Genomic DNA, 14736 nt, shown 5'->3' with positions numbered 1-14736 from the left:
GCCGCAGCTAATCCAGACCATTACATCTTCGTCATGTTCGGATCGACGGCTCTCTTCACGAGCCCGTGAGAAGAGCGCAATCAGCCCTTGAGCGCAGTGACCACCACCTCGATCAATGCACCGCCGCCGAGATCGGCAACGCCGACCGTGGCGCGCGTCGGCAGGTTGTCACCGAAGAATTCAGTCCAGACCGCGTCCATCTCCTTCTTCTTGGAAAGATCCGTGACGAAGATCGAGGTGCTGACGACGCGCGACTTGTCGGTACCGGCTTCCTTCAGATAGCCGGCGATCTTGCCGAGGATGTTGCGGGTCTGGTCGCCCATGGACACGGAAGTGTCGTCGGCGATGGTGCCACCGACGAAGACGAAGCCGTTGGCCTCGACGGCGCGGTGCATGATGGGCGTGCGGATGCTGCGGGTGATGCTCATGATGTCCTCTTCTTAGAGCGTGGAAGGATGGAAGCGGTCGATGCGGAGATCGCCGATGCGGGTCTGGGTGCCGCCATTGACGATCAGCTCGGCCATCACGGCACCCGCGCCGGGGCCGAGCTGGAAGCCGTGCAGCGAGAAGCCGAACTGGTGATAGAGGCCCTTGTGGCGGCTGCTCGGTCCGAACACGGGGATATCGTCCTTCATCTTCGCCTCGATGCCGGCCCAGGCGCGGACGATCGTCGCGCTGCGCATCACCGGGAACAGCTCGAACACGGTGCGCGCGCTGATCGCGAGGCTCTTCCAGTCCAGCACCGTCTCGTTGCGATCCTGATAGGGCGTGGCCAGATGGCCGCCGCCGATCAGCACGGTGCCGTTGGAGAATTGCTTGAAGGACAGTTTGCGCCCGCGCAGGATCACGACGGGGTCGATGAAGTGCGGCACGCGCGAGGTGATCATCAGCATCGGCGCCACGGTCTCGACCGGAACGGGCTCGCCGAGCGCGGCGGCGATGTTCCCGGCCCAGGCGCCGGCGGCATTGACGAGCACCGGCGCGGCAAAGGTCTCAGTGCCGACGTCGACGTGCCAGAGACCGTCGCTGTACCGGATATTGCTGGCGGCAACGCCTTCGCGCACGGTCGCACCTAACTGCTCGGCCTTGCGCCGGAACGCCGTCGTCGTCTGCGCCGGATTGGCGGCACCATCGCGGCGCGACACGACCCCGCCGGGGCAAGTCCCAGCCACGGCCGGCACCAGTCGCCGCAATTCAGTCGCGTCGATCAGCTCCTCATGGGTGAAGCCAAGCGCATTCAGCTCAGCGACACGCGCGCGGCAGACCGCGAGCTCCTCCTCGTTCTCCGCGACGAGAACCTGACCGTAACTCTCAAAGCTGCAATCGTCGTCGAGGAGATCGGTAATCTTCTCCCAGATCCCCATCGAGCGGATCGAGAGCGGGATTTCGGGCACGTGCCTCGCGAGCTGGCGAACGCCGCCGGCATTGACGCCGGAAGCATGGCGGCCGGCGTAGTCTTTCTCGATCAGCACCGGCTTCATGCCGGCGAGGCACAGATGCAGCGCGGTCGAGCATCCGTGGATGCCGCCGCCGACGACGATCGCATCCACGTTTTGGGTCATCCGCGCACCACCGCCTTGATGTCCGCCTCGCTCTTCGGGACGGCGGCGAGCTCGGCGAGCGTGATCGGCTTGACCGGCGCGCGCAGCCGGTAGTAGCCGATCTCCTGTGCCGTCTTGCCCCGCGCCTGCGCCATCAGCTCGGTCACGGTGAGGCCGCAGAGCCGGCCCTGGCACGGCCCCATGCCGGTGCGGCGATAGGCCTTGAGCTGGTTCGGTCCGGTCGCGCCGATGGCGACGGCATCGAGAATGTCCTTCGCGGTGACTTCCTCGCAGCGGCACACGATGGTGTCGCCCGTGGGAATGCGGAACTGGGGCGCGGGGCGGAACAGCGTGTCGAGGAAGACGCGGCCGCGCTCGGCCTTGGCGAGATCGGCGCGGAGCGTCGCCATCGGCGCAAGTTTTGTCGCAACCGCAGGCGCCAATGCCTCCACCGCCGCGCGCGCCGCGATGCGGCCACGGACCACGGCCGCATTGGCACCACCGATGCCGGCGCCGTCACCAGCGATCGCGATGCCCGCGACCGACGAATTGCCGCTCGCATCCAGCACCGGCGACCAGCACAATTGCAGATCATCCCAGCGATGCTCGATTCCGGCCGACATCGCCAGATTGACGTTGGGCACGACGCCCTGATGCAGCAGCAACAGGTCAGCAGGAATGGTCTCACGCTTGCCGCCGGCGATATAGCTCACATTCGCGAGCTGGCCATCACCGGATGCCGAGAGCTCGGTGACGCCGGAGACGACCTGCACCTTGGCCTTCACTTCGCGCATCATCGACAGGCCCTTGGTGAAATAGGGCGAGGTCAGGAAGGCGAAGGCGTGCGGCAACGCGGCGAAGTAATTGCCGCGCTCGGTGGTGTCGAGGATGCGATCGATGCGGCCGCCCAGCCGCAAGATCTGCGCGGCGAGCAGCCAGAGCAGAGGCCCCTGCCCCGCGATCACCGTGCGTCCGTCAGGCACCAGCGCCGATGATTTCAGCATCGTCTGCGCGGCGCCCGCGGTCATCACGCCCGGCAAGGTCCAGCCGGGAATCGGGAACGGCCGCTCCAGCGCGCCGGTCGCGAGGATCACGCGCTGCGCCTTGAGGAAAGCGGATGCACCGCCGATCGATACGGCGATCTCGAGGTTGCGGTCGAGGCTCCAGACGGTGGCGCGATGGATAATCTCGGCGCGGCTCGCGCGGAGCGACTGAACGAGGTCGGCACCGACCCAATAGTCGGCGCCGAGCTGGTCGCGGTCGGTCACGGGCGTGGACGAAATGGCGCGAAACACCTGGCCGCCGGGGCCGATGTTCTCGTCGAGCAGCAGCGTCGACAGGCCGGCTTCGGCGGACGTCGCAGCGGCCGCGAGGCCGGCGGGCCCGGCGCCGATCACCACGACGTCATAGGCTTCGCGCTTGGGAGCCACAGTCATTTTCCGATCTCCCGCTTGCCCTTCTGAATCTCGATCTGCATGCCCTCGGCGACGGGCACCAGGCAGCCCTGGCGGTTACCGACGCCGTCGATGGTGACGAGGCAGTCGAAGCACACGCCCATCATGCAATAGGGCAGACGCGGCGCGCCGCTCACTGCGGTGGAACGGCGCGCATCACAGCCGGAGGCCAGCAGCGCGGCAGAGACGGTGTCGCCCTGGCGCGCCGCGATGGCTGTGCCATCCACGAAGATCTGGACCTGCGGTCGCTTGTCCTGTTCGGATCGTCTAAACATGGGATGCCTCTTGGCTCCTTTAGATATCTCTAATAGCCGCTGTTGTTCGCAGCACCGGCGGCGCCGAAACGGCTGGCCGAAAACGCGCCGACCAGCTCCGGCTCGAGCGCGCCAGCTGCGACCATGCGCGCGATCTCGAAAGCGTGGTTGGAGGCGAGCGTCACGCCGGAATGGCAGCAGGCGACGAAGGCGCCGGGATGCGTCTCCGACTGGTCGTAGATCGGAAAGCCGTCCTGCGGCATGACGCGGATGCCGGCCCAGCTCCTGACCACGTTGAGCCGCGACAGATGCGGAAACATCCTTTGCGCGCGATCGGCCATCACAGCGCTGACGGAATGCTTCAGCGCGCGATCGTCGAGCTCGTCCTCCTTGCTGTCGCCAATCATCACCGTGCCCTCGTCGGTCTGGCGGATCGTGGTCAGCGGATGCGGCAGGAACGGCATGGTGCGCTCGGTCACCACGATCTGGCCGCGGGTCGGGCCCATCGGCGCGTAGAGGCCGACCATCGGCGCAAGCGTCTGGTTGGCATTGCCGGCCGCGAGCACGATCTTGGCGGCGTGCAGTTCGCCCTTCGGCGTGGTCAGGCGGAATTCGCCACCGCTCTTGCTGATCGCCGAGACCGGGCGCTCCGGAAAATAGTCGATGCCGAATGCCTTGAAGCCGGTGTGGAAGGCGCGGAAGGTCCGCAGCGAATTGACGTGGCCGTCGAGCGGACAATAGCTCCCGCCGGACACCTCCGGACCAATCAGCGGCAGCGCCTTCTTCACCTCGGAGGCGGAGAGCATCTCCATCTTGTAATCGGCAGCACCGGTCTGGTTGTGCATGCGCTTCACCAGCTCGGTGCGCTGGCCGAATTCGTCGTCGCCGAGCGTCAGATGGAAGCCACCGTTCTGTTGAAGCGAGACATCCAGGCCGGTCTGTTGCTTGAGTTCGGAAGCAAGCTGGCTCCACGCTTGTGACGCCTGCACGGTCCAGACAGTATAGGCCGGCATGCCGAGCCCTTTGCTCTGAACCCAGACCAGCGCAAAATTCGCGCGCGAGGCGCGCTTGGTGATGTCGCCTTCGTCGAGCACGGCCACGCTCTTGCCGAGCCGGCCGAGGCCCCAGGCAATGGCGGAGCCGAGCAGTCCGCCGCCGACCACAGCGACGTCGTAGTCTCCTGACATAAATTTCTCCTATCGTCCCGTATCGCCCTTGCCGGCGAGCACACGGTCGAGTCCGTAGAAGCGGTCGAGCAGAATGAGGGCTGTCATGGTGATCGCGATCACGCAGGCCGAGACCGACGTGACCAGCGGATCGATGTTGTCCTGGATATAAAGGAACATGCGCACCGGCAACGTCTCGGTGCCGGGCGCCGCGAGGAAGACGGTCATGGTGAGATCGTCGAAGGACTGGATGAAAGCGAGCGCCCAACCGCTGATGACGCCGGGCAGGATCAGCGGCAGCGTCACGCGGCGAAACAGCGTCCAGCCGTTGGCGCCGAGCGAGACTGCCGCCATCTCGACCGAGAGGTCCATGCCGGTCGCCGCCGCCAGCGTCAGCCGCAGCGCGAACGGAAACACGATGATGACATGCGCGATGATCAGCGCGGCAAAGCTGCCGCCGAGGCCGGCCGAGGTGAAGAAGCGCAGGAAGGCGATGCCGAGCACGACATGCGGGATCATCAGCGGCGACAGGAACAGCGCCGCGAGCGCATCGCGGCCGCGGAAGCGATAACGCGCGATCGCGAGCGCTGCCGGCACCGCGAACAGCAGCGCCACGAAGGATGAGAGCGCACCGAGCCCCAGGCTCACCCAGAAGGCATGGATGAACTCGGGATAGTTGGCGATCGCCCTGAACCAGCGCAGCGAAAAGCGGTTGGTCGGCAGCGACAGGAAGCCTTCGGGCGTGAAAGCAACGAGGCATACCACCAGGATCGGCGCGACCATGACGATGACGAAGATGGTGTGGAAGATCAACGCGAGCGGGCCGTTCCGGCTCATCGGAACACCTCCGCGTAGCGGCGCTCGATCAGCGCGTTGCTGCCGACGACGATCAGCACCAGCGCGACCAGCAGCAGCGTTGCGACCGCTGCACCGAGCGGCCAGTTCAGCGTGTTGAGGAATTCGTCGTAGGCCAGCGTCGCCGCGACCTTGAGCCGGCGGCCGCCGATGATCGCGGGCGTCGCGAAGGCACTGGCGGAGAGCGAAAACACGATGATCGCGCCCGACAGCACGCCCGGCATGATCTGCGGCATGATGATGCGGCGAATGATGGTCACCGGCCCCGCACCGAGCGACATCGCGGCGTTCTCGATCTGCGGATTGAGCCGCTGGAGCGCGGCCCACACCGACAGCACCATGAACGGCATCATCACATGGGCGAGCGCAACCACCATCCCTGTCTCGGTGAACATGAAGGGAATGGGCGAGCGGATCACTCCGAGCGACATCAGGAGCTTGTTGACGAGGCCGTTGTTGCCGCCGAACAGCAGCGCCCAGCCGAGCGTCCGCGCCACCACGGAGATCAAGAGCGGCCCGAGGATGATCAGCAGGAAAAAGCTCTTCCAGCGGCCGCTCATGCGGTTGAGGATGTAGGCTTCGGGTGCGCCGAGCAACGCGGTGAGCAGCGTTGTCAGGATCGCGATGCGAAACGTCCGCCAGAACATTTCGGCATAATAGGGATCGGTCGCGATCTCGTGCCAGTTTTTGAGGATGAAGACCGGCTCGATGCCCTTGTACTGACCCCAGTCGTGGAACGACAGCATCACCGTCATCGCCAGCGGAATCAGCAGCACGCCGACGAACAGCATCAAGGCGGGCGCCGTCAGCGCCCATGGCGCACGCGCGTTGCGCTCGTCAGCGGCCGTGCTCATGCGCCGGCCCTCGCGCGCACGCTCATGTCCTCGGGCCGCCAGACGAGGCGAACCGCCTCGCCCTCAGCCGGCGGCGCCGTCCCGTCATTCTGGCGGATCACGATCGCGGGCCCGCATTCGCTGTCGCACTGGAACAGCCAGTGATTGCCCTGGAAGATGCGCGTGACGATCTTTGCGCTGAGCCCCGTATCGCCAAAGCCGATCCGTTCAGGGCGAATGCTGACAGTGACGGGGCCACTGAGCCCGGCCGGCGCCGGCGCGTTCCAGGAGCCAGCCACCAGCCGCACCGGCGTCGCGGTCCGATCAATCGTCGCCGCAAAGTCGTTGGTCTTGCCGAGGAACTGCGAGACGAAGGCCGAGGACGGCTTCTCATAGGTCTCCTGCGGCGAGCCGATCTGCTCGATGCGGCCCTGGCTCATCACCACGATGCGGTCGGACAGCGACATCGCCTCGTTCTGGTCGTGGGTGACCAGGATCGTCGTGGTGCCGATGGTGCGCTGGATCTGGCGCAGCTCGATCTGCATCTCCTCGCGCAGTTTGGCGTCGAGATTCGACAGCGGCTCGTCGAGCAAGAGCACGCTCGGCTTGATCACCAGCGCGCGCGCCAGCGCCACGCGCTGCTGCTGACCGCCGGACATGCGGCGCGGATGGCGGTCCTCAAAACCGGCAAGCCCGACCATCGCGAGCGCGGCGCGGACGCGCTCGGCTCTTTCGGCGCGCGGCACGTTGCGCATCTCGAGGCCGAACGCGACGTTCTCCGCCGCCGTCATGTGCGGAAACAGCGCGTAGCTCTGGAACACGATGCCGAGCCCGCGCTTCGCGGGATGGATCGCGGTCAGGTCCTTGCCCTCCAGGCGGATCGCGCCGCGTGTGGGATCGAGGAAACCCGCGATCATCTGCAGGGTCGTGGTTTTGCCGCAGCCGGACGGGCCGAGGAAGGAGATGAACTCCCCCTTCCCCACCGACAGACTGAAGTCTTCGACCACAGTCTGCGCGCCGAACTGTTTTGCGACCCGATCGAGCTCGAGATAGGCCATGCGCTGTCTCCGCAACGATCAGATCAACGCTCGACCTCGCGATTCCAGCGCTTGGTCCACTCCTCGCGCTTCTCGTTGATCACAGTCCAGTCCGGATTATAGAGCTTTGCCGCGCGCTCGCCGATCGGCGCCATCTTGCCGAGCTCCGGCGGTACCACCAGTGATTTCAGCACCGGGCCGTAGCCGTAGTCCTTCAGCATCACGAGCTGGATTTTTGGATCGAGCAGCATCTTGACGAAGTTCGATGCAAGCGGCGAGGCATTCGGCTTGGTGATCGGACACGCCGTCGTCAGCAGCGTCGCCGCGCCTTCCTTCGGATAGACGAAGTCGACGGGGAAGCCGGTGTTGGCGAAGCTCTGCACGCGGCCCGTGCCCCACACCGCGATCACGGCCTGGCCGGACTGGAACAGCTCGGTCATCTTGCCCGGCGACGGCTCATAGGCCAGCACGTTCGGATTGATCTGCTCCTTGAAGATCTTGAAGCCGGAATCGACGTTGGTCTCGCCGCCGCCGTTCATCTTCGACAGCATCACCAGCGCTTCGAGGCCGTAGGTGTTGTTGATCGGCGGGATCACGAGCTGCTTGGCGTATTTCGTGTCCTTCAGATCGTTCCACGAAGTGGGTGGCGCCCAGCCTTTCTCGGCGAACACCTTGGTGTTGTACATCAGGCCAGTCGCGACGATGCCGATCGCAACGGCGCGATCGTCCTTGAAGCGGGCGGTGTCATAGAGATCGGCGGCCGGCAAGCCTTCGAGCTTGCCGCAGAAGCCGAGCTGGATCGCCTGGTACATCGGGCCGTCGTCGACGATGGCAACGTCGATCTGCTGGTTGCCCTTCTGCGCCTGAAGCTTGGCCAGCGTATCGGTGGAATTGCCGGCGACGTACTCGACCTTGACCCCGTTCTCCTTCTCGAAGGCCGGGATCACCTCGTCGCGGATGGTCTTCTCGAACGAGCCACCGTAACCGGCGACATAGAGCGTTTTCTGCTGGGCCGAGGCGGCAGACGGGACGGCGATGAGCGCTGCGATGCTGACCGCGGTCAGAAGGCTGAGAGTCTTCATATGGACCGATCTCCAATACCGGGATGAGGTGACGTGCCGAAAAATCTCTGACTGAGGCGCCTTCCGCATTTCCTTCCGCGCCAACCCTCTCCGGACAGGGCTCCGGCCCCTGTTCGGTAGGTTTTGGCGCGATTCGGAGGTTTGAACCCCTCCAATCTGCCGAAAAAGCGGGCTGTCTCCAGTCCTGATGAAAAAGATCGCAAACCCGAGCTTCCATCGTCCAATGAATAATGGCACCCTCTGCATGCATAAATGTTATGGATGGAATTGGGGATGGCGCGGATCAATCCGCGGCAGGTGGAGGCCTTCCGCGCGACGATGCTGACGGGCAGCGTGACTGAGGCGGCGGCGCTGATGACCGTGACGCAGCCGGCGGTCAGCCGGCTGCTGCGCGACCTCCAGGCGCTGCTGAAAATGGAGCTGTTCGAGCGGCGCGGCACTGGCCTCGTGCCGACCGCCGCGGCGATGGCGCTCTATACCGAGGTGGAGCGCTCCTTCGTCGGGCTCGAACGCATCACGGCGGCCGCCGAGGAAATCCGTGGCCGCCGCACCGGCTCGCTGCGCATCGCCGCGCTGCCGGCGCTGTCGAACGGCTATCTGCCGCGGCTCGCCGGACATTTCCTGAAAGAACGGCCCAACCTCAACCTCGCCTTCTTCGGCGTGATCTCGCCGATCGTGGTCGATTGGGTGCTCAACAATCAATGCGACATCGGCTTTGCCGAGGTGCCGATCGCCCATTCCGGCCTGCCGAGCCAGCGGCTGCCCGCTTTGGCGCGCGTCGCGGTGCTGCCGACCGGTCATCGCCTCGCGGAGAAGCAAGTTCTGGAGCCGCGCGATTTCGAGGGCGAGACGTTCATCTCGCTGTCGGCGGGATCGTCGAGCCGGCATCTCGTCGACCAGGTCTTCCATCGCCACGACGTCCGCCGTGTGCTCAGGGTCGAGACCACGCTGTCGGAGATCATGTGCGGCATGGTGTCGTCGGGATTAGGCGTCGCGATCTGCGATCCCTTCACCGCGCAGGAATTTTCCACCCGCGGCGTCGTCGTGCGCCGCTTCCTGCCGCGCATCGACTTCGAATTCTCCGCCGTTTTTCCGGCGCAGCGCAGCCCCTCGCCGGTGGCGCTCGATCTCGTCGAGACCATGCGCAAGGCGCTCGTTGAATTCGAGGACGACGCAACGCTCAGCCGTTGAACGCGGCCTGCGCCTCCGGCAGGTCCCAGATCTTGCCGATCGCCGCACTGCCCGCCGCCGTGATCGCCGCTTCATCGGCGCCGAGATAGCCACCCTCATCGACCAGCATGCGGCCGTCCACCATGACCTGATCGATGTTGGCGCGGTTGGCGAGCGCGATCAGCGCGCGGCGTGGGTCGAACAGCGGTTGAAGATGCGGATGGGTGAGATCGACGACGGTGAGATCGGCGGTCGCGCCGGGCTCGATCCGGCCGAGATCAGGCCGATTGATGACGTCGGCGGCGACTGCCGTATTCGCTTCGATCAGCTCCGGCGAGCTCGCGACATCGGCGCGGGCTGAGGTGACCTTGGAGATCAGCGACGCCGCATTGAGCTCGCCGAGCAGGTCCATGTTGTAGCCGTCGGTGCCGACCACGGTGCGCACGCCGTGCTCGGCGAAGCGGCTGAACGCCGCGGTGACGCCGGCGCGCGCGAACACGCGCGGGCAATTCAGCACGGTCATACCGCGCGCGGCCATCAGCTTGAGATCGTCGTCGGTGCTGAACATGCAGTGCGCGGCCATCAGGTCGGGCGCGAGCAGGCCGAGCCAGTCCAGATATTGCGCCGGCGTGCGGCCGCCATAGCGCTTGCCGATGGTCTCGACCTCGGCACGGCTCTGCGCCATGTGCGTCGTGATGGGCACGCCAAGCTCGCGCGCCCGTGCGGCGCAGGCCTTCAGCAGATCGGGGCCACAGGTGTCCGTGGCGTGCGGGCTCATCGCAAGACTGATGCGGCCGTCGCCGCGATTATTCCAGCGCTGATAGAGCGCGTCCCACGTTGCCATGTCGGCGGTGCCGTCGTCGCCGGAATAATGCACCACACCGTCAGGTCCCGCCTTGGCGTCCGACGTCGAGAACAGATACGGCGCGCCATAGAAGCGGATGCCCATCTCTTCGGCGGCATCGAACATCTCCGGGATCGAATTGCGGAACGGCTCCATCACGGTGGTGGCGCCGCCCTTGAGGAGCTGGAGGATGCCGAGCCGCGCGACCGCGATGCGCTCTTCCGCCGACAGGATATCGGCACCGCGCTTGGTCAGCGGCAAGAGCACCGTATAGACAATGCTCTGGTTGTTCTTGCGGCCGTTGCCGTCCTCGGTATGGCTGCGCGCCACCGCTTCGGAGAAGCAGTGATTGTGCAGATTCAAGAGACCGGGCAGCACGAAGCGGCCGGGGCGATCGTAGATCTCGTCCGCGCGCGGCCTGTCGCGCGTGACCGCGGCAATCTTTTTGCCTTCGATCAGGACCCAATGGTCGCGCAACACGTCCTGCGCGCCGTCTTTCCGTGACAGCACATAGCTGCCGAAAATTGCTGTGGTGCTCATGCGGGGCGCACGTTCCAGAAGACGGCGGTGCCGTCGAGAATGCCGGTGATGGCTTTGCGATAGGCGGTCGGCTGCTTGTACAGGCCGATCGGAATATAGGGGATTTCGTCGAACGCGACCGTCTGGATTTCGCGGCAGATGCGCTGCTGCTCGGCAAGCTCGGAGGCGGCCAGCCACTGGCTGCGCAAGGGCCCCATCCTCTCGCTCGCGTACCAGCCGGCGACCTTGCCTTCGCCGCGGATGTTGGTGTTGCCGGCCGGATTGAGCCAGTCGATGCCCTGCCAGTTGCCGACCGCGGCGCTCCAGCCGCCCTGCCCGATCGGGTCCTTCTTGAGCTGGCGCTGCAACACGACGGCGAAATCGAGCCCGGCATATTCGACGTTCATGCCGGCCTTGCGCAAGCTGTCGACCGCGATCTCGCCCAGCGGCTTCTGCGCCAGCGAGTTGGTGGGGACCAGCACTACGATCTTCTCGCCATTGTAGCCCGCGGCCTTCAGCTCGGCCTTGACCTTGGCGTAGTCGCGCGGCCCGCGGAACACGTCGAGGCCGACGTCGCTCGCCATCGGGGTATCAGGCGCGAAATAGCCGATCGGCGAGACCTGGAACGCCGGATCGGTACCGGCCACGGCCGTCATGAACGCGGATTGATCGATCGCACCCAGCAGCGCGCGGCGCACGGCAGGATTGTCGAAGGGCGGCTGCAGATGATTGAGGCGCAGCATGCAGGCGTAGCCTCTGGGGTCAAGGATGCGCGTCTCGATATCGCCGGCGGCCTTGATGATCGGCAGCAGATCGTGCGGCGTGGTCTCCTGCCAGTCCTGCTCGCCGGTCTGGAGCGCGGCGACGCCGGTGCCGGCATCGGGCGTGGTGGTCCAGACCACGCGGTCGTAATGCACGATCTTCGGACCCGCGGTCCAATCCGGTTTGCCGTCGGTGCGCGGCTGGTAGCGCTCGAATTTGGCATAGGCGTTGCGGGCACCCTGCACGCGCTCGTCGGCGAGATAGCGGAACGGGCCACTGCCGATCACCTCGGTCAGCGGCTTGAACGGGTCCTGGCTCGCCAGCCGCTCCGGCATCATGAAGCAGGGATTGATCGCCGCTTTGCCGAGCGCCTGCGGCAGCAGCGGGAACGGACGCTTGAGGCGGAAGCGGATGGTGCGGTCGTCGGCGGCCGAGAGCTCGGCGGTCGCCTCCAGCAGCTCGCCGCCAAAGCCGTCGCGCGCCGCCCAGCGGCGGATGCTGGCGACGCAGTCGCGGGCCAGCACACGTTCGCCATCGTGCCAGAACAGGCCATCGCGCAAGCTGAGGTCCCACTGCAGCAAGTCAGCGGAGATGGCGTGGCCCGACAGCATCTGCGGCGAGACCTGGAGCGAGGAGCTCATGCCGTAGAGCGTGTCGTAGACCATGAAACCATGGTTTCGCGACACCTGCGCGGTCGAATAGATGGGGTCGACGAAGGCGAGGTCGATGACGGGAATGAAGCGCAAGGTGCTCTGCGCTTCGGCGCGGACGATGCCCGGCAGCGACAGCGCCGGCATTGCTGCGGCAGCCTTGAGGAGCGAGCGGCGGGAGATCGGCATGACAAAAGGCTCCTGAAGGATCTTACGTGTTCAACAACACCGCGCCGATTGCAGCGGCGACCGCCTGCTGCGCCGGCTCGATCACGGGCACACCGATCGCATCCGCGATCGCCGCGCGGTGCGAGGCCATGCCGGCGCACCCCATCACCACGACATCGGCGCGGCATTGAGTGACCAGCGCGCGGCCGGCATCGACCAAGCGGCCGCGGATATCGGCGCCTGCCGTTTCCGCCGCACTCGCGCCGACCGACCAGCTTCCGGCGTAACGGCTATCGACGCCCATCACCCGCGCCATGCGTTGCTGGCGGCGGATGCTCGACGGCGACAGCGCGATGATGCCGAAGCGTTCGCCCAGCATCAGCGCGCGAAAGATTCCGCATTCGGCGATGCCCAGCACCGGGCGTCCGCCGGCGGCCTCACGCACCGCATGCAGGCCGGGATCGCTGAAGCAGGCGAGCACGAAGGCATCCGCATCGTCACGCGTGACGCGGTTGACCAGCGGCATGACCACGCTATCGGCATCGCGCTGCGAGCTGATGCCCGGCGGTCCTTCGGCGAGGCCAACCACCTCGATGTCAGGCCCGCCGGCAATGCGCAGCGGCGCGACCGCCTCGTCGATCGCCGCCGTCACCGACGCCGAGGAGTTGGGGTTGATGACGAGGATGCGACGACGGGTCATGGTGCTGCTCAGCGACTACCGGCTTCGTGGCGCAGGAAGTTTTCCGCGATCTTCTCGCCGGTTGTGATCCAGACATCCGGGCACGACTTTGCGTAGGTCAGGAACTCGCGCAACAGGCGCAGCCGCATCGGGCGGCCGCTACATTGCGGATGCAGCACGGTCGTCACCATGGCGCCCCAGTCCCTGGTTTCGTCGAGCTCGTCCTTCCAGATCGAGAGCACATGCTCCTTGGGGAAGATCGAGCGCGGGCTGAAGCGGGCGGAGAGGCCGTGCATCCAGTCGTCATAACTCGCTGTGACCGGCAGCTCGATCGTGCCGGGCTTGCCGTCGGCCAGACGATGGCGATAAGGCCGCACGTCGTCGCGGAACGACGACGTGTAGACGATGCCGTGACGTACGAGTGCTGCGCGCAGCTCCTCGGTGAACTCGCCATAGGGCGCGCGATAGCCGGTCGGCCTGACGCCGAGCCGGCGCTTCAGCGCCTCGAAGCCGCGCTCCAGCTCCTCCTCGATCCAGGGATCGCCGGGATCGGGCAGCAGATGGTGATAGCCGTGATGGCCGATCTCGTGGCCGGCCTTGAGGATCGACTCGGCCATCGCCGGATGCGCGTCGACCGACCATCCCGTGACGAAGAAGGTCGCCTTGAGATCGAGCTGGTCGAGCAGCTCCAACAGCTTCGGCGTGCCGACGCGCGCCTCATAGCCGCCATAGCTCATGGTGATGAGCCGCTGCGCGTGCACCGCGTCCTTGCTGGTCCACGCACTCTCCGCGTCGACGTCGAAGGAGAGGAACATCGCCGAAGTGTAGGGTTTCGGCCAGGGATATTCCGGCGCGGGATCGGCGGTGTTGGCCGGAACGAGCGGGATGCTCTTGAGTGCCTTACTGTCCAGCATTGATGGTCGCCTTCTCTAATCCGTTGTCGTTCAGTTTCCACTTGGCAAGCAGGGTCTTGTAGGTGCCGTCGGCGATCAGCGCATCGACCGCTTCGAGAATGGCCTGCTGCAGTGCCTTTTCCTTGACCGGCAGGGCGATGCCGGTGAATTGCTGCGCGATGGGCTCGCCCACGGGCGCATAGGCGCCGGGTTCGAGATCCATAATGTAGGGCAGCGTCTCGTTGCCCTGGGCCGCGGCATCGATGCGGCCCTGCCTCAGCTGGGTGCGGGCGTCGGCCGAGCCGTCGGTGCCGATGAACTGGATCGGATTGCTGCCGCAATTCTTCTCGCTCCACGCCGCGATCTGCGCCGGGAACATGGTGCGGCGGCTGGCGCCGACCTTCTTGCCGCAGAGCGATGCCGCGTCCTTGAACTCCGCCTTGCGCGACTGCTGCACGAAGAACTGCGGACCGCTCCTGAGATAATCGACGAAGGACGCGATGTCGTGACGGCTCGCGTAGTCCGTGAAACCGGACAGGATGGCGTCCACCCGCCCGGTCGAGATCGACGGCATGAACTCGGCAAAGCTCGTCTCCTGCCATTCGATCTTGACGCCGAGCTTGCGGCCGATGGCTTCGCCGAGATCGATGTCGAAGCCGGATAGCGCGTTGGTAGCGGGATCGCGGAATTCCATCGGCGGATAGTTCGGCACCAGCGCCACCTTGAGGCTGCCGCGCTTGGCGATCTCCGCCGGCAGCTCGATCGCCAATGCCGAAACGGTCATGACGCCGAAAAGCGCCGCCGCAACCCAAAGTCTCTTCATCAACAC

General features: G+C 65.7%; 15 protein-coding genes. 1 reads left to right on the top strand and 14 read right to left on the bottom strand.

What is annotated here, in order from left to right:
- Positions 1 to 80 precede the first annotated feature (80 nt).
- From AB7531_RS06540 to AB7531_RS06500, 9 genes are read right to left on the bottom strand one after another with little or no spacing between them, the layout of a single operon-like run.
- The gene (locus AB7531_RS06540) at positions 81 to 428 is read right to left on the bottom strand and encodes a RidA family protein (protein ID WP_063981062.1); all 348 of its coding nucleotides are present in this window, start codon (positions 426 to 428) and stop codon (positions 81 to 83) included.
- 12 nt (positions 429 to 440) lie between these two features.
- A complete protein-coding gene (locus AB7531_RS06535; protein WP_441279916.1) occupies positions 441 to 1562 on the bottom strand; it encodes an NAD(P)/FAD-dependent oxidoreductase in 1122 nt (373 codons plus the stop codon).
- Complete coding sequence (locus tag AB7531_RS06530) at positions 1559 to 2977, bottom strand: FAD/NAD(P)-dependent oxidoreductase (protein ID WP_063981060.1); 1419 nt, start codon at positions 2975 to 2977, stop codon at positions 1559 to 1561. The genes AB7531_RS06535 and AB7531_RS06530 overlap by 4 nt, the downstream gene beginning before the upstream one ends.
- On the bottom strand, positions 2974 to 3270 hold the full coding sequence (locus tag AB7531_RS06525) for a (2Fe-2S)-binding protein (RefSeq protein ID WP_063981059.1): 297 nt from the start codon (positions 3268 to 3270) through the stop codon (positions 2974 to 2976). The genes AB7531_RS06530 and AB7531_RS06525 overlap by 4 nt, the downstream gene beginning before the upstream one ends.
- 29 nt (positions 3271 to 3299) lie before the next feature.
- Positions 3300 to 4436 (bottom strand): NAD(P)/FAD-dependent oxidoreductase, encoded by a 1137-nt coding sequence (locus AB7531_RS06520; RefSeq protein ID WP_063981058.1) that lies wholly within the window; start codon positions 4434 to 4436, stop codon positions 3300 to 3302.
- A gap of 9 nt (positions 4437 to 4445) precedes the next feature.
- Complete coding sequence (locus AB7531_RS06515; protein ID WP_063981057.1) at positions 4446 to 5252, bottom strand: ABC transporter permease; 807 nt, start codon at positions 5250 to 5252, stop codon at positions 4446 to 4448.
- A complete protein-coding gene (locus AB7531_RS06510; RefSeq protein ID WP_063981056.1) occupies positions 5249 to 6124 on the bottom strand; it encodes an ABC transporter permease in 876 nt (291 codons plus the stop codon). Before AB7531_RS06510 ends, AB7531_RS06515 begins: the two co-directional genes overlap by 4 nt.
- Positions 6121 to 7161, bottom strand: a complete 1041-nt coding sequence (locus tag AB7531_RS06505) for an ABC transporter ATP-binding protein (protein WP_063981055.1) — start codon at positions 7159 to 7161, stop codon at positions 6121 to 6123. The genes AB7531_RS06510 and AB7531_RS06505 overlap by 4 nt, the downstream gene beginning before the upstream one ends.
- 23 nt (positions 7162 to 7184) lie before the next feature.
- Entirely contained in the window at positions 7185 to 8222 is a 1038-nt protein-coding gene (locus tag AB7531_RS06500) for an ABC transporter substrate-binding protein (protein WP_063981054.1), read from the bottom strand.
- 273 nt (positions 8223 to 8495) lie between these two features.
- On the opposite strand from AB7531_RS06500, the gene AB7531_RS06495 reads away from it, so the two are divergent.
- Positions 8496 to 9413: a LysR substrate-binding domain-containing protein gene (locus tag AB7531_RS06495; protein ID WP_063981053.1), complete on the top strand. Its 918-nt coding sequence runs from the start codon at positions 8496 to 8498 to the stop codon at positions 9411 to 9413.
- Here the strand turns inward: AB7531_RS06495 and AB7531_RS06490 are convergent.
- Genes AB7531_RS06490 through AB7531_RS06470 form a run of 5 tightly spaced genes read right to left on the bottom strand, consistent with a single transcriptional unit; the run spans position 9403 to position 14730 of the window.
- Complete coding sequence (locus AB7531_RS06490; protein WP_063981052.1) at positions 9403 to 10776, bottom strand: amidohydrolase family protein; 1374 nt, start codon at positions 10774 to 10776, stop codon at positions 9403 to 9405. The two genes, AB7531_RS06495 and AB7531_RS06490, sit on opposite strands and share 11 nt — an antisense overlap.
- Positions 10773 to 12356 carry an ABC transporter substrate-binding protein gene (locus AB7531_RS06485; RefSeq protein ID WP_063981051.1) on the bottom strand — a complete coding sequence of 528 codons (1584 nt, stop codon included), beginning with the start codon at positions 12354 to 12356 and terminating at the stop codon, positions 10773 to 10775. The genes AB7531_RS06490 and AB7531_RS06485 overlap by 4 nt, the downstream gene beginning before the upstream one ends.
- 22 nt (positions 12357 to 12378) lie before the next feature.
- Positions 12379 to 13035 (bottom strand): aspartate/glutamate racemase family protein, encoded by a 657-nt coding sequence (locus tag AB7531_RS06480; protein ID WP_063981050.1) that lies wholly within the window; start codon positions 13033 to 13035, stop codon positions 12379 to 12381.
- Positions 13036 to 13043: 8 nt separating this feature from the next.
- Complete coding sequence (locus tag AB7531_RS06475) at positions 13044 to 13928, bottom strand: polysaccharide deacetylase family protein (protein ID WP_063981049.1); 885 nt, start codon at positions 13926 to 13928, stop codon at positions 13044 to 13046.
- Entirely contained in the window at positions 13915 to 14730 is an 816-nt protein-coding gene (locus tag AB7531_RS06470; RefSeq protein WP_063981048.1) for an ABC transporter substrate-binding protein, read from the bottom strand. The genes AB7531_RS06475 and AB7531_RS06470 overlap by 14 nt, the downstream gene beginning before the upstream one ends.
- Positions 14731 to 14736: the final 6 nt, after the last annotated feature.

The sequence above is a fragment of the Bradyrhizobium sp. 63_E2_N1_3 genome (genome assembly GCF_052076005.1).
GTDB classification, from domain to species: domain Bacteria; phylum Pseudomonadota; class Alphaproteobacteria; order Rhizobiales; family Xanthobacteraceae; genus Bradyrhizobium; species Bradyrhizobium barranii.
Note: the sequence above shows the minus strand (reverse complement) of the source record. Positions and strands in the feature narration are given on the sequence as shown.

Coding starts and splice junctions, on each gene's coding strand:
- AB7531_RS06540 (WP_063981062.1), bottom strand. CDS start 428: ATGAGCATCACCCGCAGCATCCGCACGCCCATCATGCACCGCGCCGTC.
- AB7531_RS06535 (WP_441279916.1), bottom strand. CDS start 1,562: ATGACCCAAAACGTGGATGCGATCGTCGTCGGCGGCGGCATCCACGGA.
- AB7531_RS06530 (WP_063981060.1), bottom strand. CDS start 2,977: ATGACTGTGGCTCCCAAGCGCGAAGCCTATGACGTCGTGGTGATCGGC.
- AB7531_RS06525 (WP_063981059.1), bottom strand. CDS start 3,270: ATGTTTAGACGATCCGAACAGGACAAGCGACCGCAGGTCCAGATCTTC.
- AB7531_RS06520 (WP_063981058.1), bottom strand. CDS start 4,436: ATGTCAGGAGACTACGACGTCGCTGTGGTCGGCGGCGGACTGCTCGGC.
- AB7531_RS06515 (WP_063981057.1), bottom strand. CDS start 5,252: ATGAGCCGGAACGGCCCGCTCGCGTTGATCTTCCACACCATCTTCGTC.
- AB7531_RS06510 (WP_063981056.1), bottom strand. CDS start 6,124: ATGAGCACGGCCGCTGACGAGCGCAACGCGCGTGCGCCATGGGCGCTG.
- AB7531_RS06505 (WP_063981055.1), bottom strand. CDS start 7,161: ATGGCCTATCTCGAGCTCGATCGGGTCGCAAAACAGTTCGGCGCGCAG.
- AB7531_RS06500 (WP_063981054.1), bottom strand. CDS start 8,222: ATGAAGACTCTCAGCCTTCTGACCGCGGTCAGCATCGCAGCGCTCATC.
- AB7531_RS06495 (WP_063981053.1), top strand. CDS start 8,496: ATGGCGCGGATCAATCCGCGGCAGGTGGAGGCCTTCCGCGCGACGATG.
- AB7531_RS06490 (WP_063981052.1), bottom strand. CDS start 10,776: ATGAGCACCACAGCAATTTTCGGCAGCTATGTGCTGTCACGGAAAGAC.
- AB7531_RS06485 (WP_063981051.1), bottom strand. CDS start 12,356: ATGCCGATCTCCCGCCGCTCGCTCCTCAAGGCTGCCGCAGCAATGCCG.
- AB7531_RS06480 (WP_063981050.1), bottom strand. CDS start 13,035: ATGACCCGTCGTCGCATCCTCGTCATCAACCCCAACTCCTCGGCGTCG.
- AB7531_RS06475 (WP_063981049.1), bottom strand. CDS start 13,928: ATGCTGGACAGTAAGGCACTCAAGAGCATCCCGCTCGTTCCGGCCAAC.
- AB7531_RS06470 (WP_063981048.1), bottom strand. CDS start 14,730: ATGAAGAGACTTTGGGTTGCGGCGGCGCTTTTCGGCGTCATGACCGTT.